This is a genomic window from Sphingomonas faeni, assembly GCF_040407505.1.
Lineage (GTDB): Bacteria > Pseudomonadota > Alphaproteobacteria > Sphingomonadales > Sphingomonadaceae > Sphingomonas > Sphingomonas faeni_E.
This window is the reverse complement of the sequence record NZ_JAPZPQ010000010.1, coordinates 43,619-69,350: the sequence shown is the minus strand read 5'-3', so window position 1 is coordinate 69,350 and position 25,732 is coordinate 43,619. Positions and strand designations below refer to the sequence as shown.

Annotated in this window: 29 protein-coding genes; 14 read left to right on the top strand and 15 right to left on the bottom strand. The window is 65.5% G+C overall.

Annotation, left to right across the window (positions count from 1 at the left end; genetic code table 11):
* The first annotated feature begins 1 nt into the window (after position 1).
* From O6X71_RS19950 to O6X71_RS19940, 3 genes are read left to right on the top strand one after another with little or no spacing between them, the layout of a single operon-like run.
* Complete coding sequence (locus tag O6X71_RS19950; RefSeq protein WP_353467406.1) at positions 2-367, top strand: hypothetical protein; 366 nt, start codon at positions 2-4, stop codon at positions 365-367.
* The gene (locus tag O6X71_RS19945) at positions 364-1,848 is read left to right on the top strand and encodes an NAD(P)H-hydrate dehydratase (protein ID WP_353467405.1); all 1,485 of its coding nucleotides are present in this window, start codon (positions 364-366) and stop codon (positions 1,846-1,848) included. The genes O6X71_RS19950 and O6X71_RS19945 overlap by 4 nt, the downstream gene beginning before the upstream one ends.
* Positions 1,845-3,041 (top strand): class I SAM-dependent RNA methyltransferase, encoded by a 1,197-nt coding sequence (locus tag O6X71_RS19940; RefSeq protein WP_353467404.1) that lies wholly within the window; start codon positions 1,845-1,847, stop codon positions 3,039-3,041. The genes O6X71_RS19945 and O6X71_RS19940 overlap by 4 nt, the downstream gene beginning before the upstream one ends.
* Positions 3,042-3,110: 69 nt before the next feature.
* On the opposite strand, the gene truA is transcribed toward O6X71_RS19940, so the two are convergent.
* Together truA and fmt are read right to left on the bottom strand one after the other, a co-directional pair.
* On the bottom strand, positions 3,111-3,851 hold the full coding sequence (gene truA, locus O6X71_RS19935; protein ID WP_353467403.1) for a tRNA pseudouridine(38-40) synthase TruA: 741 nt from the start codon (positions 3,849-3,851) through the stop codon (positions 3,111-3,113).
* Positions 3,848-4,762 (bottom strand): methionyl-tRNA formyltransferase, encoded by a 915-nt coding sequence (fmt, locus tag O6X71_RS19930; protein WP_353467402.1) that lies wholly within the window; start codon positions 4,760-4,762, stop codon positions 3,848-3,850. Before fmt ends, truA begins: the two co-directional genes overlap by 4 nt.
* Positions 4,763-4,815: 53 nt before the next feature.
* On the opposite strand from fmt, the gene recR reads away from it, so the two are divergent.
* The 3 genes from recR to rmuC all read left to right on the top strand — a co-directional run bounded on the left by recR (position 4,816) and on the right by rmuC (position 7,901).
* Positions 4,816-5,412, top strand: a complete 597-nt coding sequence (gene recR / locus O6X71_RS19925; RefSeq protein WP_353467401.1) for a recombination mediator RecR — start codon at positions 4,816-4,818, stop codon at positions 5,410-5,412.
* Positions 5,413-5,460: 48 nt separating this feature from the next.
* The gene (def, locus tag O6X71_RS19920) at positions 5,461-5,985 is read left to right on the top strand and encodes a peptide deformylase (RefSeq protein WP_353467400.1); all 525 of its coding nucleotides are present in this window, start codon (positions 5,461-5,463) and stop codon (positions 5,983-5,985) included.
* 464 nt (positions 5,986-6,449) lie between these two features.
* Positions 6,450-7,901 carry a DNA recombination protein RmuC gene (gene rmuC / locus O6X71_RS19915; protein ID WP_353467399.1) on the top strand — a complete coding sequence of 484 codons (1,452 nt, stop codon included), beginning with the start codon at positions 6,450-6,452 and terminating at the stop codon, positions 7,899-7,901.
* 398 nt (positions 7,902-8,299) lie between these two features.
* Here the strand turns inward: rmuC and rplI are convergent, their stop codons facing one another.
* The 4 genes from rplI to O6X71_RS19895 form a co-directional block, all read right to left on the bottom strand.
* Positions 8,300-8,896, bottom strand: a complete 597-nt coding sequence (gene rplI / locus O6X71_RS19910; protein ID WP_056050886.1) for a 50S ribosomal protein L9 — start codon at positions 8,894-8,896, stop codon at positions 8,300-8,302.
* Positions 8,897-8,907: 11 nt separating this feature from the next.
* Positions 8,908-9,132 (bottom strand): 30S ribosomal protein S18, encoded by a 225-nt coding sequence (rpsR, locus tag O6X71_RS19905; protein ID WP_031393978.1) that lies wholly within the window; start codon positions 9,130-9,132, stop codon positions 8,908-8,910.
* A 2-nt stretch (positions 9,133-9,134) separates the two neighbouring features.
* Positions 9,135-9,569 (bottom strand): 30S ribosomal protein S6, encoded by a 435-nt coding sequence (gene rpsF / locus O6X71_RS19900; protein ID WP_056050884.1) that lies wholly within the window; start codon positions 9,567-9,569, stop codon positions 9,135-9,137.
* Between the two features lie 311 nt (positions 9,570-9,880).
* A complete protein-coding gene (locus O6X71_RS19895) occupies positions 9,881-10,237 on the bottom strand; it encodes an RcnB family protein (RefSeq protein ID WP_121884759.1) in 357 nt (118 codons plus the stop codon).
* Positions 10,238-10,436: 199 nt separating this feature from the next.
* On the opposite strand from O6X71_RS19895, the gene fabD reads away from it, so the two are divergent.
* The 6 genes from fabD to mltG all read left to right on the top strand — a co-directional run bounded on the left by fabD (position 10,437) and on the right by mltG (position 15,338).
* Positions 10,437-11,396, top strand: a complete 960-nt coding sequence (gene fabD, locus O6X71_RS19890; protein WP_353467398.1) for an ACP S-malonyltransferase — start codon at positions 10,437-10,439, stop codon at positions 11,394-11,396.
* 33 nt (positions 11,397-11,429) lie between these two features.
* Positions 11,430-11,849 carry a GxxExxY protein gene (locus tag O6X71_RS19885; RefSeq protein WP_353467397.1) on the top strand — a complete coding sequence of 140 codons (420 nt, stop codon included), beginning with the start codon at positions 11,430-11,432 and terminating at the stop codon, positions 11,847-11,849.
* Positions 11,850-11,860: 11 nt separating this feature from the next.
* The gene (gene fabG / locus O6X71_RS19880; RefSeq protein ID WP_353467396.1) at positions 11,861-12,601 is read left to right on the top strand and encodes a 3-oxoacyl-[acyl-carrier-protein] reductase; all 741 of its coding nucleotides are present in this window, start codon (positions 11,861-11,863) and stop codon (positions 12,599-12,601) included.
* A gap of 77 nt (positions 12,602-12,678) precedes the next feature.
* Positions 12,679-12,915 (top strand): acyl carrier protein, encoded by a 237-nt coding sequence (locus O6X71_RS19875; RefSeq protein WP_031393971.1) that lies wholly within the window; start codon positions 12,679-12,681, stop codon positions 12,913-12,915.
* 121 nt (positions 12,916-13,036) lie between these two features.
* Complete coding sequence (gene fabF, locus O6X71_RS19870) at positions 13,037-14,299, top strand: beta-ketoacyl-ACP synthase II (protein WP_056050875.1); 1,263 nt, start codon at positions 13,037-13,039, stop codon at positions 14,297-14,299.
* Positions 14,300-14,369: 70 nt separating this feature from the next.
* Positions 14,370-15,338 carry an endolytic transglycosylase MltG gene (gene mltG, locus O6X71_RS19865; protein WP_353467395.1) on the top strand — a complete coding sequence of 323 codons (969 nt, stop codon included), beginning with the start codon at positions 14,370-14,372 and terminating at the stop codon, positions 15,336-15,338.
* 14 nt (positions 15,339-15,352) lie between these two features.
* Here mltG and O6X71_RS19860 read toward each other — a convergent pair whose 3' ends face one another.
* The 9 genes from O6X71_RS19860 to O6X71_RS19820 all read right to left on the bottom strand — a co-directional run bounded on the left by O6X71_RS19860 (position 15,353) and on the right by O6X71_RS19820 (position 23,045).
* Positions 15,353-15,526, bottom strand: coding sequence for a hypothetical protein (locus O6X71_RS19860; protein ID WP_353467394.1), 174 nt, complete (start codon positions 15,524-15,526; stop codon positions 15,353-15,355).
* On the bottom strand, positions 15,526-16,137 hold the full coding sequence (gene eda / locus O6X71_RS19855; protein ID WP_353467393.1) for a bifunctional 4-hydroxy-2-oxoglutarate aldolase/2-dehydro-3-deoxy-phosphogluconate aldolase: 612 nt from the start codon (positions 16,135-16,137) through the stop codon (positions 15,526-15,528). The genes O6X71_RS19860 and eda overlap by 1 nt, the downstream gene beginning before the upstream one ends.
* Positions 16,134-17,102 carry a glucokinase gene (gene glk / locus O6X71_RS19850; protein WP_056486103.1) on the bottom strand — a complete coding sequence of 323 codons (969 nt, stop codon included), beginning with the start codon at positions 17,100-17,102 and terminating at the stop codon, positions 16,134-16,136. The genes eda and glk overlap by 4 nt, the downstream gene beginning before the upstream one ends.
* A gap of 142 nt (positions 17,103-17,244) precedes the next feature.
* Complete coding sequence (gene edd / locus O6X71_RS19845; RefSeq protein ID WP_332755288.1) at positions 17,245-19,059, bottom strand: phosphogluconate dehydratase; 1,815 nt, start codon at positions 19,057-19,059, stop codon at positions 17,245-17,247.
* Positions 19,060-19,061: 2 nt separating this feature from the next.
* The gene (gene pgl, locus O6X71_RS19840) at positions 19,062-19,766 is read right to left on the bottom strand and encodes a 6-phosphogluconolactonase (RefSeq protein WP_132739130.1); all 705 of its coding nucleotides are present in this window, start codon (positions 19,764-19,766) and stop codon (positions 19,062-19,064) included.
* 171 nt (positions 19,767-19,937) lie between these two features.
* Entirely contained in the window at positions 19,938-21,401 is a 1,464-nt protein-coding gene (zwf, locus tag O6X71_RS19835; RefSeq protein ID WP_353467392.1) for a glucose-6-phosphate dehydrogenase, read from the bottom strand.
* Between the two features lie 45 nt (positions 21,402-21,446).
* Entirely contained in the window at positions 21,447-22,370 is a 924-nt protein-coding gene (gene argC / locus O6X71_RS19830; RefSeq protein WP_353467391.1) for an N-acetyl-gamma-glutamyl-phosphate reductase, read from the bottom strand.
* On the bottom strand, positions 22,367-22,738 hold the full coding sequence (locus O6X71_RS19825; protein WP_353467390.1) for an SH3 domain-containing protein: 372 nt from the start codon (positions 22,736-22,738) through the stop codon (positions 22,367-22,369). The genes argC and O6X71_RS19825 overlap by 4 nt, the downstream gene beginning before the upstream one ends.
* Positions 22,713-23,045 (bottom strand): MarR family transcriptional regulator, encoded by a 333-nt coding sequence (locus O6X71_RS19820; RefSeq protein WP_353467416.1) that lies wholly within the window; start codon positions 23,043-23,045, stop codon positions 22,713-22,715. The genes O6X71_RS19825 and O6X71_RS19820 overlap by 26 nt, the downstream gene beginning before the upstream one ends.
* Before the next feature lie 246 nt (positions 23,046-23,291).
* On the opposite strand from O6X71_RS19820, the gene secG reads away from it, so the two are divergent.
* Together secG and O6X71_RS19810 are read left to right on the top strand one after the other, a co-directional pair.
* On the top strand, positions 23,292-23,687 hold the full coding sequence (gene secG, locus O6X71_RS19815) for a preprotein translocase subunit SecG (protein WP_056050855.1): 396 nt from the start codon (positions 23,292-23,294) through the stop codon (positions 23,685-23,687).
* 85 nt (positions 23,688-23,772) lie between these two features.
* Positions 23,773-25,407 (top strand): CTP synthase, encoded by a 1,635-nt coding sequence (locus O6X71_RS19810; RefSeq protein WP_056062632.1) that lies wholly within the window; start codon positions 23,773-23,775, stop codon positions 25,405-25,407.
* Positions 25,408-25,732 lie beyond the last annotated feature (325 nt).

The following is a 25,732-nucleotide window of genomic DNA, read 5'->3' as shown; positions in this document are numbered from 1 at the left end:
GGTGCTTGCCGCGCTTCTCTCGCTCCCGCTCTCAGCGTGCGGGCGGGGGCAGCCGAGCAGCGAACAGGTCGCGGCAAAGCAGCGCACCGAAACCGCTAGGGACAGCCGTATCGCCTGCGCGCAAGGTGACGTCGCGTTCGCGTCGACCTGCACGATCGAGCAGGCGCAGGGCAAGGATGGCCTGATCCTGACGATCCGCCATCCCGACGGCGCCTTCCGCCGGTTGCTGGTAACGCAGGACGGTCGCGGCGTGATTGCTGCCGACGGTGCCGAGGTCGCGAAGGTCACGATCTTGGGTGGGGACGGCATCGAGGTTGCGCTGGGCGGCAACCGCTACCGCCTCCCGGCCACCGTCAAGACGTCATGATCCGAATCGACGGCCAGCCCATCCTGACCGCCGCCGAAATGCGCGCGGCGGAGGATGCGGTCATCGCCACCGGCGTCTCGGTAGAAACGCTGATGGAGCGCGCCGGCACCGCGATCGCTGATGTAGTCCGCCGGCTCGCGGGTACGAACGACGTCCTGATCCTATGCGGCCCCGGCAACAACGGTGGCGACGGCTACGTCGCGGCCCGTGTGTTGGCGGAAATGGGCGTTGCGGTTCGCGTCGCGGCGCTGTCGGAACCCAAGACGGATGCGGCCAAGTCGGCGAGGGCAGGGTGGCTAGGCTCGGTCGAAACGCTGACGGAGGCGAAACCCGCTCCAATCCTCGTAGACGCGCTGTTCGGCACCGGCCTCACGCGCCCGCTCGACGCCAGTACAACACCGACCCCCAACCGTTCCCCCGCGGACGCGGGGGCCCAGAGTAAGCCGCTGGGTACGCCCTTGAAACTTAGCTGGGCCCCCGCGTCCGCGGGGGAACGGTCTGTGGTCGAGTGTCTCCATTCCCTCGCGAACGCCGCGCAGCTCAGCATCGCTGTCGACCTACCCAGTGGCCTTGCCACCGACACAGTCGAGGCGCTCAGCACGCCGCCCGTCTTCAACCTTACCCTTGCGCTCGGCGCGGTAAAACCCGCGCACATCCTCCAACCCGCAGCCCGCTACTGCGGCCATATCCGCCTTCTCGACATCGGCGTCCCCACCGTCAGCCAAGCCGAAGTCCTTAAAACCCCAATCCTTCCAACCCCCGGCCCGGACTCTCACAAATACACCCGAGGCATGGTCGCGATCATCGCGGGCACCATGTCCGGCGCCTCCGACCTCGCAGCCTTGGCCGCAATGCGCGCCGGCGCCGGCTACGTGACCCTGCTCGGCGACAGCCAAGGCCCCCCGCATGCGCTCGTCCGCACGCCGTTCTCCGATCACGCACTGGCCAACGATCGCATCGGCGCACTCGTGATCGGTCCCGGCCTGGGTCGCGACGATACCGCCAAGGCCCGTCTCGAAGCCGCGCTGACCTCGGGCCACCCGCTGATCATCGACGGCGACGCTCTCCGCCTGCTGAACCCCGACCGGATCAAAGCGCACGACGTCCCCGTCATCCTCACCCCGCACGCCGGCGAGTTCGACGCGCTCTTCGGCAAATCCGACGCGAACAAGATCACCCGAGCCCGCGACGCCGCCACCCGCGCTAATGCCATCGTCGTCTTCAAAGGCGCAGACACCGTCATCGCCGCCCCCGACGGCCGCGTCCGCATTGCGCAAGGGTCCAGCGACTGGCTCTCCACCGCCGGTACCGGCGACGTCCTCGCCGGCGCGATCGGCGCGATGCTCGCCGCCAGGCTCGATCCGCTCGACGCAGCCTGCGCCGGAGTGTGGCTCCACGGTGACGCTGCCCGCCGATTGGGCGCGGCTTTCATCGCCGACGACTTGGCGGAAGCGCTTCGGTCGGCCAGAGCGTCGCTATGACCTCCAACACAAACATCGACACCATCATCCGCGTCGCAGCCCGCGGCGACGGCATGACCGCCGACGGCCGCCACGCCGCCTTCTCGGCGCCCGGCGACACGCTCGCCGCCGATGGCACCGTGATCCCCGGCCCGCACCACCAGACTCCCCCTTGCGTGCATTTCCCGACCTGCGGCGGCTGCCAGCTCCAGCATCTTGACGACCAGGCCTATGCCGAGTTCGTCACCGACCGCATCGCCTCCGCGCTCGACGGCCAGGACCTGTCCGCGCCGATCCGCGAGCCCCACATCTCCCCCGAACGCAGCCGCCGCCGCGCGACGCTTCACGCCGAGGCCAAGGGCGGCAAGATCACGCTCGGCTTCACCGCCGAAAAGGCGCACACGATCGTCGACATCAAGGAATGCTGGATCCTCGATCCACGCCTGTTCGCGCTCGTCCAACCCTTGCGCCAGCTGCTCAAGCGCCTCAATTTCCGCCGCCGCGCCGACATCCACCTGACGCTCGCTGACCAGGGCGCGGACATCCTGATCACCGGGTTCGCCCCCGAAGGTCTCCCCGCCGCCGAAGCGCTCACCAAATTCTGCGAAGATCACAAGATCGCCCGCGTGGCGTTCGACGACGGCCTCGGTCCCGAGGCGCGCTGGGAACCCGACGCGGTCACGATCACCTTGGGCGGCGTCCCCGTACCACTCCCGCCCGCGTCGTTCCTCCAGGCAACACCCGATGGCGAGGCTGCACTCACCGCCGCCGTCCTGGAGGCGATCGGCAAACCAGCTACGGTCGCTGACCTGTTCGCCGGTCTCGGCACCTTCACGCTGGCGATCCCCGCCAAGGTCTATGCCGCCGAAGGCGCGCGCGACGCACTCGGTTCGCTGAAGGCCGCCGCGCACCGCACCCAGCGGCCCGTCTACCCCGAACACCGCGATCTCTACCGCCGCCCGCTGACGGTGGCCGAACTCGACCGCTTCGACGCGGTGGTGATCGATCCGCCACGCTCCGGCGCGCGCGAACAGGCGACCGCGCTGGCCGAGTGCAAAACGCCCGTGATCGCCTATGTATCGTGCAACCCGGCGAGCTTCGCGCGCGATGCGAAGGAACTGTGCGACGCAGGTTGGCGGATCGACTGGGTCCAGCCGGTCGGCCAGTTTCGCTGGTCGACGCATGTCGAGCTCGCCGCGAAGTTCGTCCGATAGTCTAGGAAGCTTGTTCCCCCGCGAAGGCGGGGGCCCAGACTGGGTCCCCGCCTTCGCGGGGGAACACACTTAAGGGTACACGGCACTCACGAAGAACAACCCATCGGGCGGCGCATTCAACCCCAACATCGCCCGATCCTTCGCCTCGAGCGCAGTCGTAACATCGCCGGCCGCCCAACGCCCCATACCCACCAGCGCGAGGCACCCGACCATAGACCGCACCTGATGATGCAGGAAAGACCGCGCCGCCGCATAGACGAACAGCCGCTCCCCCTCCCGCACAACCTCAAGTCGGTCCAAAGTCCGCACCGGACTATCCGCCTGGCAATGCGCCGACCGAAACGTCGTGAAGTCATGCCGCCCGACCAGCGCCCCGGCCGCCGCCGCCATCGCCCCGGCATCCAGCAACTGCGGAACCTGCCAAGCCAGCCCAGCCTCGAACGTCAACGGCGAGCGCCGGTTGACGATCCGATACTCGTACGACCGCCCGACACACGAAAACCGCGCATGCCAATCGTCGTCGACCACTTCGCACGCCAGCACCGACACCGGCGCGGGCTTCACCAGCGCATTCAGCCCTTCCATCAACCGAAACGCCGCGAGCGGCTTCGCGATGTCGACATGCGCGTGCATCGCCATCGCGTGGACGCCCGCATCGGTCCGCCCCGCCGCCTGCACGGACGCGGTCTCGCCGGTCATCTTCAGCACCGCGGCCTCCAGCGCCGCCTGCACGCTCGGCCCATGCTTCTGCCGCTGCCAGCCCATGAACGGCCGCCCGTCGAACTCCACCGTCAATGCGAACCGCGTCAAAGCTGAGTCCCCGACCGAATCGGAAACCCGCGCAGCATCTCCTCCGCCGACGTCACACTACGCCCCGCCCGCTGCACCAGGGTCGGCCGGATCGCCCCGTCGCCGCACCCGATCGTCAGCTCGGCATTGACCGTCAGCCCCTCGCACCCAAGGAACGAGAACGGTAACACGTCCGCGGCCAGCACCTTCACCCGCTCGCCCGCATGCTCGAACCAAGCCCCCGGCGCCGGGTTCATCGCCCGCACCAGCCGCTCGACCTCGACCGCCGACCGCTCGAAATCGATCCGCGCCTCCGCCTTGTTGATCTTGGCGGCGTACGTAATGCCCTCCTCGGGCTGCGGCCGGGCAGGGTAGGCGTCCAGATCGCCCAGCACCTCGACCATCAAACGACCGCCCATTGCAGCCAGTTCGCGAGTTAGATCACCCGTAGTCTTCCCGACAATTGGCGTTCGTCCCTCAAGTCGCACGGGGCCGGTATCCAATCCGGCTTCCATCTGCATGATGCCGACACCCGTCTCGGTGTCGCCCGCCAATATTGCGCGCTGCACTGGTGCCGCACCTCGCCACCGGGGTAATAGTGATCCGTGGACGTTCAGGCAGCCGTGAACTGGCGCGTCCAAAACGGCCTGCGGCAGGATCAATCCATACGCCGCGACCACGGCGACATCCGCGCCCAACGCCGCGAATTCGGCCTGAGCTTCGGCATTCCGCAGGCTTGTCGGCGTGAACACCGGTATTCCGGATCCTTCCGCGCGCACTTGCACCGCCGACGGCACCAGTTCGCGGCCTCGACGTCCGCCAGCGCGAGGAGGCTGGCTGTAGACCGCGATAATTTCGTGTTCGGGCGCCAGCAACAGCGCGTCGAGTATGTCCCGGGCGAAGTCCGGCGTTCCCATGAAGATGATCCGCATGGCCCCTCTCGAACACGCTGGCGGGGAGCCGCGCAACCCCCTATCTGTTCCAGATGGCATCCCCCGAGATCGAGGCGCTGACGCAGGCGCTGGCCCGGCTCCCCGGCCTCGGCCCCCGGTCCGCACGTCGCGCCGTGCTGCATCTGCTCAAGAAGCGCGACGCGGCGCTGGGTCCGTTGCGCGAGGCGCTGACCGCGGTCGACGAGCGGCTGGAGAACTGCGCGACCTGCGGCAACGTCGACACCACCAACCCGTGCGCGATCTGCGCCGACCCGCGCCGCGACCAGCGCTCGCTGTGCGTCGTCGAGGAGGTCGCCGATCTCTGGGCGCTCGACCGATCGCGGCTGTTCCCCGGCCGCTTCCACGTCCTCGGCGGTCGCCTGTCCGCACTCGAAGGCATCCGCCCCGAGGACCTCAGCATCGACAGCCTCGTCCGTCGCATCGAAGCCGGCGGCATCGACGAAGTCGTCCTCGCGATGAACGCCACGCTCGAAGGCCAGACCACCGCGCACTACATCGCCGAGCGCATCGAACGCTTCCCCGTCCGCGTCACCCAGCTCGCGCACGGCCTGCCGGTCGGCGGCGAACTCGACTATCTCGACGAGGGCACGCTGGCGCAGGCATTAAGGGCCAGAAGGCCAATGGCTTGACGCCCATCGGCTTGACGTGATGCCCACGCGTACCTTAGCGGACGCGCTATGACCGTCATGACCGTTCTCGAAGTCCCCGATCCCCGTCTGCGCCTCGTCGCAGAGCCGGTGGAGAAGGTCGACGACTCCACCCGCACGCTCGTCGCTGACATGATCGAGACGATGTACGACTTCAATGGCATCGGCCTCGCTGCGACCCAGGTCGGCGTGCAGCAGCGCGTCCTCGTCATCGATCTCCAGGAGGAGAAGGACGAGGACGACAAGCCGATCAAGAACCCCAAGGCGTATATCAACGCCGAGATCCTGTCGGTCAGCGACGAGATGTCGACCTACAACGAAGGCTGCCTCTCGATCCCCGAGCAATATGCCGAGGTGGCTAGGCCTGCGCAGTGCCGCGTGAAGTGGCTCGACGAGACGGGTGCTGCTTTCGAAGAAGACCTCGACGGCCTGCTCTCGACCTGCATGCAGCACGAGATCGACCATCTCGACGGCGTGCTGTTCATCGACCACATCAGCCGCCTCAAGCGCGACATGGTGCTGAAGAAGCTGGCGAAGCAGCGCAAGCTGGGCTGAGGGCAGCGCGAGCGCGAGCGCGAGCACGAGCAGGAGAGCTTGAGGGTGGGCACCCAATCACCCAACACGCTACCCCCCCCGGCGAAGGCCGGGGCCCAATTGGGGGACGTCGCCAACTGAGCGCAGTCCCTCGTTACTGCGACCTTTCCAATTGGACCCCGGCCTCCGCCGGGGTGGTATTATTTGAGAGGGTGCCGACTATCGGGAGTTGCCACCCGCCTCCTAGTTCCCCCGCGAAGGCGGGGGCCCAGGACCATAAGCACCACCGTCAGTAACCTCGGACTCCCGCCACCGCGGCAGAATAATATTCCGATTGTCCTACATCAACCGTTCGACGTATGTTCCAAGCATGACGTCCCCATTCGCTCCCCAAACCCGCCCGCTAACGCCCCCATCTCCTCCCGAGGAAATGCTGCGCCAGCGTCTGCACTTCCTATACTTCACTCCAGTTTCGGCCGCGTAAAATGGCTGAGTTCGCCATCATCGCAGTCCTCGCGCTAGCCGCCGGCATCCTCCTCGGCTGGCTCCTAGCCTCCCGCCGAGCCGCCACCCTCGCCAGCGAACTCGCCGTCGCGCAAACCAAGGTCGCCGACGCCGACCTCATCCGCACCGCGCGCGACGCGGTCGAGCGCGAACGCAATGCCGCGATGCAGGACCTCGCCACCCTCCGCGCCCAGAACGCCGAGCGCGCCACCGACACCGATCGCCTCCGCATCGACCTCGCCACGATCCGCACCGACCGCGACGCCGCCCGTACCGAAATCGCCACGCTCAAGGCACAAGGCGAGGCGTTCGAAGCCCGCCTGCGTGAACTCCGCGAGGCGAAGGAGGTCATGGCCGCGCAGTTCGGCGACGTCGCCAACAAGCTGCTGAGCGACGCGCAGAAGACCTTCCTCGAACGCGCCGACGCCCGCTTCCGCCAGTCCGAAGAGTCCGCCGGCCTCAACCTGAAATCGATGCTCCAGCCCGTCAGCGATCGCCTGCAACGCTACGAAGAGGGCGTCGCAAAGGTAGAAGCCGAACGCCGCGACGCATTCGGCGACCTCAAGGGCCAGATCGAACAGATGCGCCTCGGCCAGGAAAAGGTCTCCACCGAAGCCGCCAAGCTCGTCAATTCCCTCCGCAACGCCCCCAAATCCCGCGGCCGCTGGGGCGAACAGCAACTCAAGAACGTCCTGGAAACCTGCGGCCTCAGCGAACACACCGATTTCCAGACGGAGGTCTCGGTCGCGGTAGGCGACGACGGCGCCCGCCTCCGCCCCGACGCGATCATCCGCGTCCCCGGCGGTCGAGCACTGGTGATCGACGCAAAGGTCTCGCTCAATGCGTACCAGGACGCATTCGGCGCGGTCGACGACGCCGAGCGCCTGATCGGACTCGCCGCCCACGCAGCCTCGATGCGCGCACACGTCAATGGCCTCGGCAACAAGGCCTATTGGAGCCAGTTCGCCGACACCCCCGACTACGTCATCATGTTCGTCCCCGGCGAACACTTCCTCTCCGCCGCGCTCGAGCACGACCCGACGCTCTGGGACTTCGCGTTCGAAAAGCGCGTGTTGCTGGCAACGCCCACCAACCTGATCGCCATCGCCCGCACGGTCGCGGCGGTCTGGCGTCAGGAAAAACTCGCCAACGAAGCACGGAAGATCGGCGAACTCGGCAAGGAAATGCACGATCGCCTCGCGAAGGTCGCGGACGACCTGCGGAAGGTCGGCGTCGGTCTCAACAGCGCGGTGAAGAACTTCAACGGCTTCACCAACTCGTTCAACGGCCGCCTGATGGTAACCGGTCGCAAATTCCGCGATCTGAACATCGAGACGGGCGCGCGGGATCTGGAAGATGTGTCGTCGGTAGACGCACTGGCGCTAGGCGAGGGGCCTGCGCTGATCGAGAAGCCGGAAAACGTCGAAAGCTGACCTTCCACTACCACCACCCCGGCGAAGGCCGGGGCCCAATTGGGGGACCCGAATGATGGACGCTGCGATCCGTTACTCAAGCTTTCCCAATTGGGCCCCGGCCTCCGCCGGGGTGGTGGTGGAGGGTGGCTTCTCCCGCACCAAAAACCGATCGGTACAAAAATCGTTCACCTCTTGGCAACCTTTCGCGACCCCGAGCATTAACCGGATAACACCCCCAAGAGTCACCCGGTCATGAAACACCTAGTCCCCATCCTCTGCGCCCTCATCCCCTTCGCAGCAATGATCGGCGCCTGCGTAACCTGTCCCTAAAGCCCGCGGCAAAAGGACAAAAGAAAAGGCCCGCCCGGATCGCTCCGTGCGGGCCTTTCTGTATCGGCTAGAAGGAAGCGAAGGAATCAACCCTGCGCCTCTTCCTCCTGGTCGCGCGGTGCTTCGGCGGTCGCGCCGGGCTCTGCGTTCGGATCGTAATCCTCGACGAAGCCAGCCTCGTCGCGCTCGAACATCGACGACATCACGTCGACGCCCGAAGCCTGCATCTCGGCCTCTTCAGGCGAGCGGGCGACGTTGACCTTGACGGCCACCGACACCTCGGGGTGCAGCGATACCTTGACGGTGTAGACACCGATTGCCTTGATCGGCTTGTCGAGCACGATCGCCGACTTGCCGACCTTGTGACCATCGGCCACCAGCGCATCGACCAGATCGCGAACCGCGACCGAACCGTAGAGCTGACCAGTGTTCGACGCCTGACGGATCAGGGTCACGGTCGCGTCGTTGAAGGTCTTCGCTTCAGTCTCGGCATCGCTGCGACGCGATGCGTTGTCCGATTCGATCTTCGCACGGTTCGACTCGAACACCTTGCGGTTGGCTTCGTTCGAACGAAGCGCCTTCTTGTTGGGAAGCAGGAAGTTACGCGCGTAACCGTCCTTGACCTTCACCACGTCGCCGATAGCACCAAGCTTTTCGACGCGCTCAAGCAGAATGACGTCCATGTGGGCGCTCCTTACTTAACGATGTAGGGCAGCAAGCCCAGATGACGCGCACGCTTGATGGCCTGGGCCAGTTCGCGCTGCTTCTTTGCGGCCACCGAAGTGATACGCGACGGGACGATCTTGCCACGCTCGGACACGAAGCCCTGCAGCAACCGGACGTCCTTATAGTCGATCCGGGGAGCGTCTTTGGCGGAGAACGGGCAGCTCTTGCGGCGGCGGAAGAATGGACGTGCCATGATTATTCAGCTCCCTCTTCGCGGTCACGACGGGGACCACGGTCCGGACGATCGCCACGATCGGGACGGCCCTCACGGCCACCCTCACGGTCGCCACGACGCTCGCGGTCACGATCCTGCTTGCGCATCATCACCGTCGGGCCCTCTTCGAGGGTGTCGACCTTGACCGTCATGTAACGGATGATGTCTTCGTTGATCTGGGTCTGGCGCTCCAGCTCTGCGATCACGCTGCCCGGGGCATCGATCTCGAGCATGACATAGTGCGCCTTGCGGTTCTTGGCGATCTTGTACGCCAGCGAACGCAGGCCCCAGTTCTCGGTCTTTACGACCCGACCTTCGTTGTCGTTCACGATCTTGGTGGCGATTTCCGCCAGTGCGTCCACCTGCGCTTGTGCCAGATCCTGGCGCGCAAGGAACACGTGCTCGTAAAGAGCCATGTCTTGTCCTTCGTCTTGGCCGATCGCTGATACACGCCCCATGCGTGCACCCCTCCGGCTGTCGTCTAGAATGCAAACAGGGGCGAGAGACGCGAATCTCTCACCCCGGTTGCAGAGGCCCTTACCCGATTATCGGGGAAAGGCAAGGTTGGTGTGCTTCGTTCAACTAGTTCCGTCATCCTGACGAAAGTCAGAATCCAGAGCCAGAAATGCCGCCGCTCGTAACCCTGGATCCTGACTTTCGTCAGGATGACGGGGCGTGAAGCGAGGGGGCGTACTTATTACGCCCCCCAAGATCCGCCCCTACCGATTTACCGGAACGCGCCGCCACGAACCTGCACCACGTTGCCGCGACCGTTGATCAGCAGCGCGTCGTTGCCCGAGCGGACCCACTGGCTGCCACGCGGTGGGGCGGCAAGGCGATAGTTGCGGTACGTCGTGATGACCCGGTAGTTCTGCGCCTGGCGACGATCGAAGCGCTGGCCGGCGCGCCAGTTGCGATACTGCGGCGTGCGGACGACGGTGCGCTTGGTGACGACGGTGCGGCCATTGTCGTTGTGGCGTACGGTGGTGACTTCGCGACGCTGCTGCGCTTCGGCAGGGGCTGCGGCGAGCAGCGGGCTGGCGACGAGCGTAGCGGCAAGTGCGCTGAGGATGAACTTCTTCATGATAATCTCCCGTTTGAAACACGGCGCCGTTGCTGCGGCGTCCTCCATAATCTGGGAGCCGATTGTCGCAGGCGATTGTCGCAAGGTCGGCGAAATGGTCGCATATTGTCGCAAGGCCGCGGGGTCCGTTCAGGTTGCAACTCGCCGCGCACCTTTATAGGCCCCGCGCTCGAACGAAACCAAACACAGAGGAGAGGCCATGCGCGCGTTCATCTTCCCCGGCCAGGGGAGCCAGTCTGTCGGCATGGGCAAGGCGCTCGCCGACGCCAGTGCCACCGCCCGCGAGGTCTTCGCCGAAGTCGACGAGGCGCTCGGCCAGCACCTGTTCCGCCTGATGAGCGAAGGTCCCGCGGACGACCTGCTCCTCACCGAGAACGCCCAGCCCGCGATCATGGCGAACGCGATCGCCACCTTGCGCGTCGCCGAGAAGGAAGGCGGCATCCGCCTCGCCGACAAGGCGGACTATGTCGCCGGCCACAGCCTCGGCGAATATACCGCCTTGTGCGCCGCCGGTGCGCTAGACCTGTCGACGACCGCCCGCCTCCTGAAACTCCGCGGTCGCGCGATGCAGGCCGCCGTCCCGGTAGGCGAGGGCGCCATGGCCGCGTTGCTCGGCACCGACCTCGAAAAGGCGCAGGTCATCGCCGGCGCCGCAGTCGACGCGATCCTCGCGGAAGGCGGTCCCGAACTGATCTGCACCGTCGCCAACGACAATGATCCCTCGCAGGTCGTCATCTCCGGCCACCGCCTCGCCATCGAAAAGGCGATCGCGCTGGCCAAGGACCTCGGCGCCAAGCGCGCGGTATTGTTGCCCGTCTCCGCCCCTTTCCACTGCCCCCTGATGCAGCCCGCCGCCGAAGCCATGGAAGCCGCCCTCCTGGCCGCCGACCTCCGCGCACCGTTGGTCCCGGTCTTCGCCAACGTAGACGCAACTGCCGTCGCAGACCCAGGCGCGATCCGTCACTTGCTGGTGCAACAGGTGACCGGGATGGTCCGCTGGCGCGAATCGGTGTTGGCGATGCATGCGGCGGGGGTCGACCACTTCGTCGAATTCGGCGGCAAGGTGCTCAGCCCCATGGTCAAGCGCATCACTCCCGACGTCGAAACGACCAGCGTCATCACGATGGACGACATCGAGGAACTCGTGAAGAAGATGTGATCACGCGGAGACGCGGAGCCGCGGAGAGAAGATTTGAGAGATATCGATCAGATCAGTGGTGATGTGCTCGATCTCTCACTTCGCATCCACCGCGAGTTGGGTCCGGGTCTCCTCGAAAGCGTCTATGAGCTGGTCTTGGCGGGTAAGCTCGCCGGTCTGGGTTACCACGTGGCGCGGCAGCGACCGGTAGATATCGAGTTTGACGGCATGCGCTTCGAAGCGGCCTTCAGAATCGACCTACTCGTCGACGAACGCCTTCTGGTCGAAATCAAATCGGTAGAGCAACTGAACGCCGCGCACGGCAAACAACTGCTGACCTACCTACGCCTAACTCACCAGCCCGTAGGGCTGCTGATCAACTTCGGTGGCGCAACGCTGAAAGAGGGAGTGCGACGGATCGTAAACGACCATCGCCCCTCCGCGGCTCCGCGTCTCCGCGTGAACAAAATCTGATGGAGACCAAAATGTTCGACCTCACAGGCATGACCGCCCTCGTCACCGGGGCATCCGGCGGGATCGGGTCCGAGATCGCCAAGGCCATCGCCGCGCAAGGTGCACGCCTGGCCGTATCCGGCTCCAACGCCGACAAGCTCGAAGCTTTCCGCGCCAGTCTCGGTGGCGACCACGTCGCGCTCCCGTGCAACCTCTCCGACGCAGCCGCCGTCGATGCGCTAGTCCCGAAAGCTGTCGAAGCACTCGGCGGCAAGCTCGACATCCTCGTCAACAACGCTGGCGTAACCCGCGATAATCTCGCGATGCGGATGAAGGACGACGAGTGGGACAGCGTCATCCGCGTCAATCTCGAAGCCGCGTTCCGTCTCATGCGCGCCGCCGCCAAGCCCATGATGAAGGCACGGTTCGGCCGGATGATCTCGGTCACCTCGATTGTCGGCGTCACCGGCAATCCCGGCCAGGCGAACTACGCCGCGTCGAAGGCGGGCCTGATCGGCATGTCGAAATCGATGGCGCAGGAACTCGCCAGTCGCGGCATCACCGTCAACTGCGTCGCGCCCGGCTTCATCACCTCGCCGATGACCGACGCGCTGCCCGACGCGCAGAAGACCGCGCTCACCGCGAAGATTCCTGCCGGTCGGCTTGGCGAAGGCGCAGACATCGGTGCGGCGATCGTGTACCTTGCAAGCCGTGAAGCCGGGTACGTCACGGGACAAACCGTGCACGTGAACGGCGGGATGGCGATGATCTGAACTTGCGCGCTGAACTACCGCGTTCTAGGTGCGTTCAGGAAATACCCAAAACCCCCAGATTTGAAGAGGGAACTACCATGAGCGAGACAGCTGACCGCGTGAAGAAGATCGTCGTCGAGCATCTCGGCGTCGAAGCCGACAAGGTGACCGAGGACGCGAGCTTCATCGACGACCTGGGCGCAGACAGCCTCGACATCGTCGAACTCGTCATGGCGTTCGAGGAAGAATTCGGTGTCGAGATCCCCGATGATGCCGCCGAGAAGATTGCGACCGTCAAGGACGCGATCACCTACATCGACGAGCACAAGGCCTGATCAGGGTCTAGGGTTCAAACCTTTGGACCTGCCCTGAAGGGTGTGATTTGAGCGGCTCCCCGTCCTTGGGCAAAGAGGGCGGGGAGCCGTTTCGTTTTGAGAGCAGACGGAGTTTGAAGCCATGCGGCGTGTCGTCGTAACCGGGCTAGGCCTGGTCACCCCCCTGGGGGCGGATGTTGAAACGGCCTGGGCGAATATCCTCGCCGGCAAGTCGGGCGCGGGCCCGATCACGCGCTTCGACGCGTCGGATCAGGTGTGCCGCATCGCCTGCGAGGTGAAGCCGGCCGACCACGAATATGGCTTCGATCCCGGCAAGCGCGTTGACCACAAGGTCCAGCGCCAGGTCGATCCGTTCATCATCTACGGCATCGACGCCGCAGGCCAGGCTCTGGAAGACGCCGGGCTGACCGAGATGACGCTTGAAGAGAGCTGGCGTGCCGGCGTCTCGATCGGCTCGGGCATCGGCGGCCTGCCGGGCATCGAGAGCGAATCGATCGTGCTCCACACCAAGGGCCCGCGCCGCGTGTCGCCGCACTTCGTTCACGGCCGCCTGATCAACCTGATCTCGGGTCAGGTCTCGATCAAATACGGCCTGCGCGGTCCGAATCACGCGGTCGTCACCGCCTGCTCGACCGGCGCGCACGCCATTGGCGATGCAGCGCGGATGATCGCGATGGACGACGCCGACGTGATGCTCGCGGGGGGCGCGGAGGGCACGGTCTGCCCGCTCGGCATCGCCGGGTTCGCACAGGCGCGTGCGCTGTCGACCAACTTCAACGATTCGCCAGAAAAGGCCTCGCGTCCGTATGACAAGGACCGCGACGGCTTCGTGATGGGCGAGGGCGCTGGTGTGTTGGTGCTCGAAGAGTACGAGCACGCCAAGGCGCGCGGCGCGAAGATGTATGCCGAGGTGATCGGCTACGGCCTGTCGGGCGACGCGTACCACGTGACCGCACCGCATCCGGAAGGCGACGGCGCGTTCCGCTCGATGCAGATGGCGATCAAGAAGTCGGGCCTCAAGCTTGAGGACATCGATTACATCAACGCGCACGGCACTTCGACGCCGCTCGGCGACGAGCTCGAACTGGGCGCGGTCCGTCGCCTGTTCGGCGATGCGATCTCGGGTCTGTCGATGTCGTCGACCAAGTCGGCGATCGGTCATCTGCTTGGCGGTGCCGGCGCGGTCGAGAGCATCTTCTGCATCCTGGCGCTGCGTGACCAGATCGTCCCGCCGACGCTGAACCTCGACAATCCGAGCGACAGCTGCGTGGGGGTCGATCTCGTGCCCCACGTGGCCAAGAAGCGTGAAGTCCGCGCAGTCCTGAACAACTCGTTCGGCTTCGGCGGCACGAATGCGTCGCTGGTGATGACGAAGGTCCGCTAAAAACCTTGTTCCCCCGCGAAGGCGGGGGCCCAGACTGGGTCCCCGCCTCGCGGGGATCCAAGGAGTACCAATGCGTAAGGTCGGCTGTCTCGGATTGATCATTGGCCTGGCGGCAGTCGTAGCGCTGTTCCTGGTCGTCCAAGGCTGGGGCGGCGCTGGCCCAGCACCGCGTACGCTGACGGTGCAGATCGGCGAAGGCAGCACATTGGCCGGCGCTGCCACCGAACTCGAAAAGGCCGGCGCGATCCCGTCGGCCCGACGCTTCCGTTTGTATGCGCGCGTGTTCGGCTCAGGAGACCCGATCAAGGCCGGCGAATACCGCATCGCGCCACACACCAGCCAGTCCGATATCCTCAAGCTGATGCAGGGCGGCAAGGTCGTCCAGCGCCTCGTCGTCGTCCCCGAAGGCTATCCTTCCGTCCTCGTCTACGACGCGTTGATGAAGGCCGACGGCTTGACCGGCACCGTACCCGTCCCGGCGGAAGGCTCGATCCTCCCCGACAGCTACGCCTTCCAGGCCGGCGACACCCGCGCATCGGTCGTCACGCGGATGCAGGCGGCGATGAAGACCTACCTCGCCACCGCTTGGGCCGCGCGCAAGCCCGGTATCGCGGTGACGACGCCCGAACAGGCGATCATCCTCGCCTCGATCGTCGAGAAGGAAACCGGCAAGCCCTCCGAACGCCGCACCGTCGCCGCGGTCTACGGAAATCGCCTGCGGGGCGGCATGCCGCTTCAGGCGGACCCCACGGTGATCTACCCGATTACCAAGGGCCGCCCGCTAGGTCGCCGCATCCTGCGCTCGGAGCTGCACGCAAAGAACGGCTACAACACCTATGCCGAAGCCGGCCTGCCGGTCGGCCCGATCGCCAACCCAGGCCGCGCTTCGATCGACGCGGTGCTCGACCCGGCGCAGACCCAGGCGCTTTACTTCGTAGCAGACGGCACCGGCGGCCACGTGTTTGCGAACACGCTGGCCGAACACAACGCCAACGTGAAGAAATGGTACGCCATCCGCAAAGCCCGCGGCGAAATGTGATCCGCCCGTCGCTTCTATCGAGCGACAGGTATAGTCACGCTAACCGGCTGCACCGGTATGATGGCCGGGATCGCGATGATCCCTGCCATCATACCCGCGGCGCTCCACCAGAAGCGCCGCTGCTTGAAATCGATCACGGCTTTGGCAAAGCAATACAACGCTACCAAAGCAATGAGACCGAACAGCATCACGACTGGCGTAACGCGTTAGCCGCACGAGCCTTGATCTCGATCTCGGCCATGGTCCCGCCGGTCACCCAGCTTCCTCCCACACACAACACCGGCTTGAACGCCAGCCACTCGGGCGCGCTCGCCTCGGTGATACCGCCGGTCGGGCAGAAGCTGCACTGATAGAACGGCGCGGCGAGAGCCTTGAGCGCCTTCAACCCGCCATTCGCTTCGGCCGGGAAGAACTTGAAGTGCGTCAGGCCCAGGTCGAGCCCGGTCATGATATCCGCCGCGTTGGCGATCCCCGGCAGGAACGGGATGCCGCTCTCGATGATCGGCGTGGCGAGGCGTTCGGTCAGCCCCGGCGACACGATGAATTCCGCACCCGCATCGCGGACCTGCGCGAACTGCTGCGTGTTGACGACGGTCCCCGCGCCGACGATCGCGCCCGGCACCTTCTTCATCTCGGCGATCGCCTCTAGCGCGGCGCCGGTGCGCAACGTCACCTCGAGCACGCGCAAGCCGCCCGCGACCAGTGCCTCGGCGAGCGGTCGCGCGAGCGCGGCGTCCTCGATCACCAGCACCGGGATGACGGCGCTGGTCTGCATGATGTCGGAGATAGTGGCGGTCATTGGGTATGTTCCTGTGCGAAGGCGGCCGCGGCGCCGAACAGGCCGGGCTGGGGATGGGTGATGAGCTTGACGGGCATCGCCGCCATCATGCCCTGGAAGCGGCCCTTGGCGACGAAGCGCTGGTCAAAGCCCGAGCGAATCAGGCGATCCTTGATCCGGAAGCCGAGCCCGCCTGCGATCACGACCGCCTTGGCGCCCTGTGCGAGCGCGAGATCGCCCGCAACCGCGCCGAGCGCGAGGCAGAACCGGTCGAGCGCGGCGAGCGCGATCGAATCGGTGCCGTCGATCGCCTCGGTCCAGATCGTCTTGTCGTCATGGCTGGGAACCGCGCGGCCCTCCAGCGCGGCAAGCGTCTCGTAGATCGCGACGATGCCGGGTCCGGCGACGACGCGCTCCGCCGAGACGCGCGTGAACGTCTTTCGCAGGCGCTTCAGCAACGCGTCCTCGATCCCGTCGAGCGGCGCAAAGTCCATATGCCCGCCCTCGGTCTCGAGCACCTGATAGCCGTCCTTGCGTCGCAGCAGCTGCGCGACGCCGAGCCCGGTGCCGGGTCCGCAGATCGTCGTGATGCCCTCGGACGGCAGCGGCGTATCGGGCCCGCAAAGGTGGATGAAATCGCTGCTCGGCACCTGCGCGACTGCATGGCCGACCGCGCCGAAATCGTTGACCACCACCCACTGGTCGGCCTTCAGCCGCTCGGTGATCAGCGACTTGCGGATGATCCACGGGTTGTTGGTCAGCCGGATCACGTCGTTCGCGACCGGCGACGCGACCGCGATCGCGAGCGCGCGGGGGAGGGGGCGGCCAAGGCCAGCCTCGAACGCCTGATACGCGGTCTGGAGCGAAGCGTGGTCTGCGGTCTTCAGCGTCGCCGGCTCGCCGAGCGACACGACGCGGCCGTTCTCGACCTCGGCGATCGCGAAACGCGCGTGCGTTCCGCCGATATCTGCCGCTACGATTTCCATATCGTCTCTCCTAACCCCCTGCCGTTCGTCCCGAGTAGCCATCGAGCTTGTCGAGATGGCATATCGACGGACATGCCACGGGGGTGTCCTTCGATACGAGCTCTCGACTTCGCTCGATCCCTACTCGGGACGAACGGAATTGTTACAGCCCGGCGCCCGCCAGCATCGCCGACGCGCCCTTCTCGGCCTCGTCGGCAAGCCCGCGGAACATCCCGAACAGCTCGCGGCCCATGCCGCTCACCGGTGGCGGTATCGCGACCATCTCGCGCGTCGCCCACACGTCCGCGTCGACCAGCGCCTCGAGCGTCCCGTTGACGGCGTCCACCCGGATCATGTCGCCATCGCGGATCAACCCAATCGCGCCATCTAGTAGCGCCTCGGGCGAGCAGTGGATCGCGCACGGCACTTTCCCGCTCGCGCCCGACATCCGGCCGTCGGTGACCAGCGCCACCTTGAACCCGCGATTTTGCAACACCCCCAGCGGCGGCGTCAGCTTGTGCAGCTCTGGCATCCCGTTAGCGCGCGGCCCCTGGAAGCGGACGACGACGACGACGTCCTTCTCCAACTCGCCTCGCTTGAACGCCTCGATCACGTCGAGCTGGTCGTCGAACACCATCGCGGGCGCCTCGACGATCCAGCGTTCGCGCTCGACCGCCGACACCTTGATGCACGCGCGGCCGATATTGCCCGCAAGAATCCGCATGCCGCCATCCGGCGAGAACGGCGCGGTCGCAGGGCGCAGGATCGTCTCGTCGCCGCTGTCCGGCGTATCGCGCCAGCCGAGCGTGTCGCCCTCGACGACTGCAGTCTTCGCATAGGCCGACAAATCCTCGCCACCGATCGTCATGATGTCGCCGTGCAACAACCCTTCGCCGAGCAGTTCGCGGATCACATAGGGCATGCCGCCCGCTGCCTCGAACGCGTTCACGTCCGCCGAGCCGTTGGGATAGACGCGCGCGATCAGCGGTACTGCGCAGGAGAGGCGGTCGAAATCCTCCCAGTCGATGATGATCCCCGCCGCGCGAGCGATCGCCGGCACGTGGAGCAGATGGTTGGTCGAGCCGCCCGTCGCGAGCAGGCCGACTGCGGCGTTCACGATCGCCTTCTCGTCGACGCAATGCCCGAGCGGTCGATACGAATCGCCCCGCGCGCCGATCTTCGCCAACCGGTGCACCGCCGCCCGCGTCAGTTCCTGCCGCAGCTTGGTACCCGGATTGACGAACGCCGCGCCCGGCATGTGGAGGCCCATGACCTCCATCATCATCTGGTTGGTGTTCGCGGTGCCGTAGAAGGTGCACGTGCCCTTCGAATGATACGCGCCGATCTCGGCTTCGAGCAGTTCGTCGCGCCCCACCAGCCCCTCGGCGAATTTCTCGCGGACGGCGGCCTTGGCCTTGTTGGGAAGCCCGGTCGGCATCGGGCCGCCGGGGATGAGCACCATCGGCAGATGCCCGAAGCGCAACGCCCCCATCAGAAGCCCGGGGACGATCTTGTCGCAGATGCCGAGCAACGCGGCACCCTCGAACGTGCCGTGCGACAGGGCGATCGCCGTGCTGAGCGCGATCGTATCGCGGCTGAACAGCGACAGCTCCATGCCCGGATAGCCTTGCGTCACGCCGTCGCACATCGCTGGCACGCCGCCCGCGACCTGCGCCGTCGCGCCGGCCTCGCGCGCCCAGATCTTCATCAGCTCGGGGTAGCGATAATAGACGGCGTGTGCGGAAAGCATGTCGTTATACGCGGTGACGATACCGATGTTCATGCCGGCATCGGCCTTCATCGCGTCGCGGTCTTCCTCGGTTCCGGCATAGGCGTGCGCGAGGTTCGCGCAGCCTAAGCCCGGACGACGGACCTGCGCCGCCGCTTCGCGCTCGATCAGCGCGAGATAGGCGGCGCGGCTGTCGCGCGAGCGCTCGATGATCCGGTCGGTGACCGCGGAGACGACGGCGTTCAGCATGGTCACGGCGCCCAGTGCACGTCGACCGGCAGCTCGACTTCGGCGAGCACGCGGCCGATCGGATAGGACGACGATGGCCCCTGTTCGATCGCCTGCTCCAGCACCTTCTTCTTCGCGTCGCCGGTGATCATGATCATCAGCGCCTTCGACGATGCGATGGCGGCAGCCGACAGCGTCACACGCGCCAGCGGAGCCTCGGGCGGCAGCGGGTCGGGCATCACGCCGAGCGCACGGCGTTCCTTGGGACCGCTCAGCGCCTCGTCGTAATCCGGACCGGGGAAGATCGACGCGGTATGCCCGTCGCCGCCCATGCCGAGCAGGCAGAAGTCGAGCGGCCAGTGCAGGTCCTGCATCAGCGCATCCGCCGAACGGCCGGCTGCCTTGTAGTCCGACATCGCCTCGGGAACGATCGGCTTCACGCGCGCGCCCTTGGGCAGGAAGATCTTCGCCAGCGCGGTGACGTTGGACAACGGATCGCCGAGCTTCACGATACGCTCGTCGCCGGGAATGATCGTGACCTTCTTCCAGTCGAGCTTGGCCTGCGCCAGCTTTTCATATGCGGCGAACGGCGTCTTGCCGCCCGCGAGCGCGATCACCGCCGAGCCGCGCGCGTCGAGCGCACTCTCGATGACGAACTGGATATCGCCCGCGACTGCGTTGGCGAGCTCGTCGGAATCCTCGTAATCCCACCATTCGATTTCGGTCATAAACTTGAACTCACTCAGAAAATTGCTGTCAAAAATGCCGTTCGTGCCGAGTAGGGATCGAGCGAAGTCGAGATACCGTATCGAGGTACAATGCCACAATCGGGCCGATCCCTCGATACGCCTTCTCGAATTCGCTCGAAGGCTACTCGGGACGAACGGAAGAAAACAAACTCAGTCGTCCTGCCAGGTCACACCGTCGCGCTCGGTCAGTGCGATCGCCGCCGACGGACCCCAGCTACCCGACGCATAGCTTTTGGGCTTCATCGCGTTGGCCTTCCAGCCCTCGCGGATCGCGTCGATCCAGGTCCATTGCGCCTCGACCTCGTCACGCCGCACGAACAGCGTCTGGTCGCCCTCGATCAGGTCGAGCAGCAGCCGCTCATACGCGATCCGCCTACGTGAGCCGGCGAACTCGGCATCCATGCTGAGGTTCAGCGGCACTTCGCGCAGGCGGACGCCCTCGCGGTCGAGACCCGGTTCCTTCGCCATCACCAGCAGCTGGATATACTCTTCTGGCTGGAGGCGGATGATCAGCATGTTGGGCTGCAACAGCCCGCCACGGCCTGCGAACATCGAGTGCGGCACCGCCTTGAACTGGATCGCGATCTCGCTGCGGCGAGTCGCCATGCGCTTGCCAGTGCGCAGATAGAACGGCACGCCCTGCCAGCGCCAATTGTCGACATGCGCCTTGATCGCGACGAACGTCTCGGTGGTGGAGGGTTGGCCGAGTTCGTCGGAGTAGCTCTTGACGAACTTCCCCTTGACCGCGCCTTCGCCATACTGGCCGGTGACGGTGACGTGCGGCACTTCCTCGGGCTTGATCATGCGCAGCGAGCGGAACACCTTCGACTTTTCGTCGCGGACGTCGGTGCCCTCGAAGCGTGCAGGGGGCTCCATCGCGATCAGCGCGAGAAGCTGGAGCATGTGGTTGGCGACCATGTCGCGCAGCGCACCCGCGGTCTCGTAATAGCCAGCGCGCTCTTCCAGCCCGACGGTCTCGGAGATCGTGATCTGGACGTTGTCGATCCCTTGCGCATTCCACACCGGCTCGAAGAACGAGTTGCCGAAGCGCAGCGCAAGGATGTTCTGGACGGTTTCCTTGCCGAGGTAATGATCGATCCGGTAGGTCCGGTCCTCAGGAAAGGCCTTCGCCACCGAGTCGTTGATCTCGCGGCTTGTCTCCAGGTCGTAGCCGAGCGGCTTCTCAAGGCCGACACGGACGGTCTCGCCAGCCAGGCCGACCTTATGCAGTCCCTCGATCGCGGCTTCGAACAGCGACGGCGCGGTCGAGAGGTAGATCGCCAGCCCGCCCGAGATATCGCCGATCTTGTCCGCCAGCGGCTGGAAACTCGCGGGATCGGACAGGTCGGTCGGCTGATAGAAGATCCGGTCGAGGAATGTCCCGATCGCAGTTTCGTCCTTGCGATCCTCGGGCAGGAACTCGTCGAGCGCCTTCTTGGCGAACTTGCGGTAATCCTTGTCGTCATGCTCATGACGCGCGGCGCCGGTGATCGTCAGCTCCTCGGGCAGCAGCCCGTCGGCGTGCAGGCCATAGAGCGACGGCAGCAGCATGCGCTGCGCGAGATCGCCGGTCGCGCCGAACAGGAGCAGCTTGGCTACGGGATTACGGTGCATGGAAGCTCCTGGATTTGCCGATGGACCGGGCGGAAAACGCCGGTCCTAGAAAACGAGACCGGCTACGGGATCGACCCCGGCCATGATGTTGAGGTTCTGGACCGCAGCACCGCCGGCGCCCTTGCCCAGATTGTCGAGCGTCGCGACCAGCCGCGCATGACCGACCGCGTCGTTGCCGCAGACACGCAGCGTCAGACGATCGGTGCCTGCGTTCTCCTCGATATCGACCGAGCCGATATCGCCGGGAGCAACCGAAACGAGCTTCGAGCCATCGAATGCCGCGCGCAGCACGTCTTCGATCGCGGCGAGCGTTGGGCAGCCGGGCAGGGCGTGCAGATGTAACGGCACTTCGACTACCATGCCGCGATAGGTGTTCGCTACGGCAGGGGCAAAGATCGGCGCGTGGTTGAGACCCGCATGCTGCGTCATCTCTCCGATATGCTTGTGCGCGAGGCCTAGCGCATAGGCGCGGAAGGCCGTCGCCGGCTCGCCATTCTCGAACGCCGCGATCATCGCCTTGCCGCCACCGGAGTAACCAGAGGTCGCATTGACGCTTAGCGGGAGGTCGGCGGGGATAAGACCGGCCGCGACCAGAGGCGCAACGAGCGCGAGGAAACCAGTGGGATAGCAGCCGGGGTTCGACACGCGCATCGCGGTAGAAATCTTCTCGGCCTGGCCTGGCAACTCGGGGAAGCCGTAGGTCCAGCCGGCAGCGACGCGGTGTGCGCTCGATGCGTCGATCACACGCGTGCGGGCATTGTCGATCAGCGTGACGGCTTCACGCGACGCGTCGTCCGGCAGGCAGAGGATGACGAAATCGGCATCGTTCAGCGCCTCGCGCCGTGCCGCCGGATCCTTGCGCCGGTCCTCCGCCAGCAACGCCAGCGTGATGTCGGTCCGCCCGGCAAGCCGTTCGCGGATCTCGAGACCGGTGGTGCCGACCGCGCCATCGATGAAGACAATGGTCATGCCGCGTCCGTCGTCGAAAGATCGAGTGCCGCTGTCTCGACATAACCGACCAGCCCGCTCGGGCGCGCAACGCCCCAAGCGGAAACGCCGGCAATCTCCAGCACTTCGAAACTGTCGCCAGGGTTGAGGTCGACCATCGTATCGCTCGCTTCGTCTCGTCCGCTGCGCAACAAAGCTGTGCGCGCGACGGGCCGTATCATCGGCACGGCATAGTGTGGAGCGAATACGTATTCGGCGAGGCGAATGTCGGCGATATCGCGGCGAACCGCGTGGGTACGCGGATCGAGGTCGACCGAGCGGCCCGTCAGCGAAAAGCTCGTGCGGGCCTGGTCGTCGAACGGCTCAAGCGTGAGCGGTTGCGTGCCCATTGGAGCTGGCTGGGGCGGGGCTGTCGCCGATGAATTGCCCGAACTCTTCAAGAAAATCTGCCCCTTCGGTCGTGCGCGCGACGAAGATGTTGCGCTTGTCGCTATCGTCGCGTTGCCGGCGCAGATAGCCGAGGGCACCCAATCTGTTCAAGGCGCGCGTGACGACCGGCTTCGATACGTTCAGCGCACGGGCCAACCCGCGCACCGTATGCGGCCCCGGTTTGAGATAAACGAGCAAAAGAAGCGCCATCTGACGATTGGTCAGATCGGGTTCACCCGAGCGGACATAATCCACCAGAGCGGTCATCCAGGTCGATAAGGTATTGGCTGCCATTGATGCCACAGCGTTGATCCGCCATCTGAATTTATGTGCACGATACCCAGTCATGAGCGTCATTACGGGTTCACAACGCCGCCCGGACGTCATGTTTCCGTAGTTTTGCGATTGCCTTGCGATATGCGGAGGCAGCGCCGCGGTCGATCGCCCGGTTGATCGAAACCGCGACGTCGCCTATGTGCGCGCCTTCGCAAAAGTTCCGGGGTTTTCCGCGCAATGTTCGCCTTTCTGCTCGTCATCCACGCGATCATCGCGGCCGCCCTCGTTACGGTGATCCTCATGCAGCGCTCGGAAGGCGGCGGTCTGGGCATGGGCGGCAGTCCGTCGGGTCTAATGTCGGCCCGCGGCGCGGCCGATTTCCTGACCCGCGCGACCGGCGTCCTCGCGACGATGTTCGTGCTGTTCTCGATCCTGCTCGCGGTCCTCGCGGCGAATCACCGGACGACCACGATCGACACGTCGCTCGCCCGCACCCCGGCGGCGGCAACGGCCGTTCCGACCGCGCAGCCCAAGGGTGATGCGGCTCCGTTCGCCGGTGGCGCCGAGAACGCCGGCGTCCCCGCCGGCACGACCAAGCCGGCCGACAACGGCGCGGTCCCGCTAGCCAACTAAACACTCCATTCGCCGATAAAAGGCCCCTGCGTGATCCGCGGGGCTCTTGTCGTTCGTCCCCAACACACGCTACGAGACTCTTCCCATGGCTCGGTACATTTTCATCACCGGGGGCGTGGTTTCGTCGCTCGGTAAAGGTCTCATGGCGGCATCGCTTGCCGCTCTCCTCCAGGCGCGCGGGTATACCGTCAGGATTCGGAAGTTCGATCCGTATCTTAACGTCGATCCCGGCACGATGTCGCCGTATCAGCACGGCGAGGTCTATGTGACCGACGACGGCGCCGAGACCGATCTCGACCTCGGCCATTACGAGCGCTTCACCGGCGTTCCATCGCGCCAGTCGGACAACGTGACCTCGGGCCGCATCTATCAGCAGATCATCACGCGCGAGCGTCGCGGAGATTACCTCGGCGCGACCGTGCAGGTCATCCCGCACGTCACCGACGCGATCAAGGCATTCGCGCGCGCCGAGACCGACGATATCGACTTCGTCCTCTGCGAGATCGGCGGCACCGTCGGCGATATCGAATCGCTGCCGTTCATCGAGGCGATTCGTCAACTCAAGAACGAGGAAGGTCGCGGCAACGCGATCAGCATCCACGTCACCCTGGTGCCGTACATCGCCGCCGCCGGCGAGCTGAAGACCAAGCCGACGCAGCATTCGGTCCGCGAACTCGCCGCGCTGGGTGTGCAGCCCGACGTCCTCGTTTGCCGCTGCGAACATCCGCTGCCGCCGTCGGAACGCGCCAAGATCGCGCTGTTCTGCAACGTCCCCGCCAGCGCCGTCATTCCCGCGCTCGACGCTAAGAGCATCTACGCGGTGCCGCTTCAGTATCATGGCGAAGGACTCGACATCGAAGTGCTGCGCGCCTTCGGCATCGAACCCGCCGAGGCGCCGGACCTGTCGCGCTGGACCGAGATCATGGACCGCCTGACCAATCCTCAGGGCGAGGTCACGATCGGCGTGGTCGGCAAATATGTCGGCCTCCAGGATGCGTACAAGTCGCTCAACGAAGCTTTGGTCCACGGCGGCATCGCGAATCGCGTGAAGGTCAACGTCCGCTGGATCGATGCCGAGCTTTTCGAGAACGCAGAGAGCGACATCGCCGGACAATTGGAACCCTGCGACGCGATCCTAGTCCCCGGCGCGTTCGGCGAGCGTGGCGCGGAAGGCAAGATCGCATCCGTGAAGTTCGCCCGCGAGCGGAAAATTCCGTATTTCGGAATCTGCTTCGGGATGCAGATGGCCTGCGTCGAAGGCGCGCGCGATCTCGCCGGGATCCCCAATGCTTCATCGACCGAGTTCGGCCCGACCGACGAACCGGTGGTCGGCATGATCACCGAATGGATGGGCCGCGAAGGCCTCGAGACGCGTGCGGCCGAAGGCGACATGGGCGGCACGATGCGGCTCGGCGCCTATGACGCGAAGCTCGACGGCAACAGCGTGGTGGCGTCGATCTACGGCGGCACCGAGATTTCGGAGCGTCACCGTCATCGCTACGAGGTGAACACCGGCTACAAGGAAGCGCTGGAGCAGGGCGGCCTCGTCTTCTCGGGCATGTCCCCCGACGGCACTCTACCCGAGATCGTCGAACGTCCGGATCATCCCTGGTTCGTCGGCGTCCAGTTCCACCCTGAGCTGAAGTCCAAACCCTTCGACCCGCACCCGTTGTTCGCGAGCTTCATCGAAGCCGCCGTCAAGCAGAGCCGCCTGGTCTAAAGGGCAATCCTCCCCCGCCAGGGGGAGGTGGCTGGCACTTGCCAGACGGAGGCGGAGGAAAGGGACCACGTTGGTGGCGTGTTCCTCCCCCTCCGTCACCTTCGGTGCCACCTCCCCCTGGCGGGGGAGGATCAGATAGAACCTCAGAGTAGCTGGGAATTCGGCCGAGCCCCTCCGTCATGCCGGGCTCGTTCCGGCGTCCACGACCCCGCACAACCGAAAGCCGTTAGTTCGCGGAACCGTGGACCCCGGAACCAGTCCGGAATGACGGATCACTCTTGGCATCGTCCAGTCAAAAAAACCTGAACCGCGAGCGCCGCGAAGC